This window comes from Metabacillus litoralis, from assembly GCF_007994985.1.
GTDB classification, from domain to species: Bacteria; Bacillota; Bacilli; order Bacillales; family Bacillaceae; genus Metabacillus; species Metabacillus litoralis.
This window is the reverse complement of the sequence record NZ_VOQF01000066.1, coordinates 1-473: the sequence shown is the minus strand read 5'-3', so window position 1 is coordinate 473 and position 473 is coordinate 1. Positions and strand designations below refer to the sequence as shown.

Genomic DNA, 473 nt, shown 5'->3' with positions numbered 1-473 from the left:
AGAAAATTTGATATAAGAGTGTTGTTTTTTTTTTGTTGTTTAAGATTTGGAGTATATAGGGTAATAATTGCAGGGTGGTCTTCTAATTGTAAATATTCTTTATTAGGGAGACTACGAGCTGTAGCTCAGACTATTTCTTATGAAGTAAGGCTAGCTTTGATTCTTCTATCGTATGTTATTTTAGTAGCCGGGTTTAATTTAAATTTATTTATTGAATATCAATCTAATGTATGATTTATTTTTTTGGCTTTTCCTTTAAGATTAATTTGATTTAGAAGGTGTTTGGCTGAAACTAATCGGACTCCTTTTGATTTTGCTGAAGGAGAATCTGAACTTGTATCTGGGTTTAATACTGAGTATAGAAGAGGAGGATTTGCTTTAATTTTTATGGCTGAATATGCAAGAATTTTATTTATAAGAATTCTTTTTGTTATTATTTTTTTAGGTAGGAGAGTTTGTTCAATTTTTTTTTT

At 28.1% G+C, this 473-nt stretch carries 1 pseudogene; it reads left to right on the top strand.

Annotated features, from left to right (window positions below):
• Nucleotides 1–18 precede the first annotated feature (18 nt).
• A pseudogene (locus FS935_RS24110) lies at nucleotides 19–473 on the top strand (NADH-quinone oxidoreductase subunit H); the annotation flags it as partial.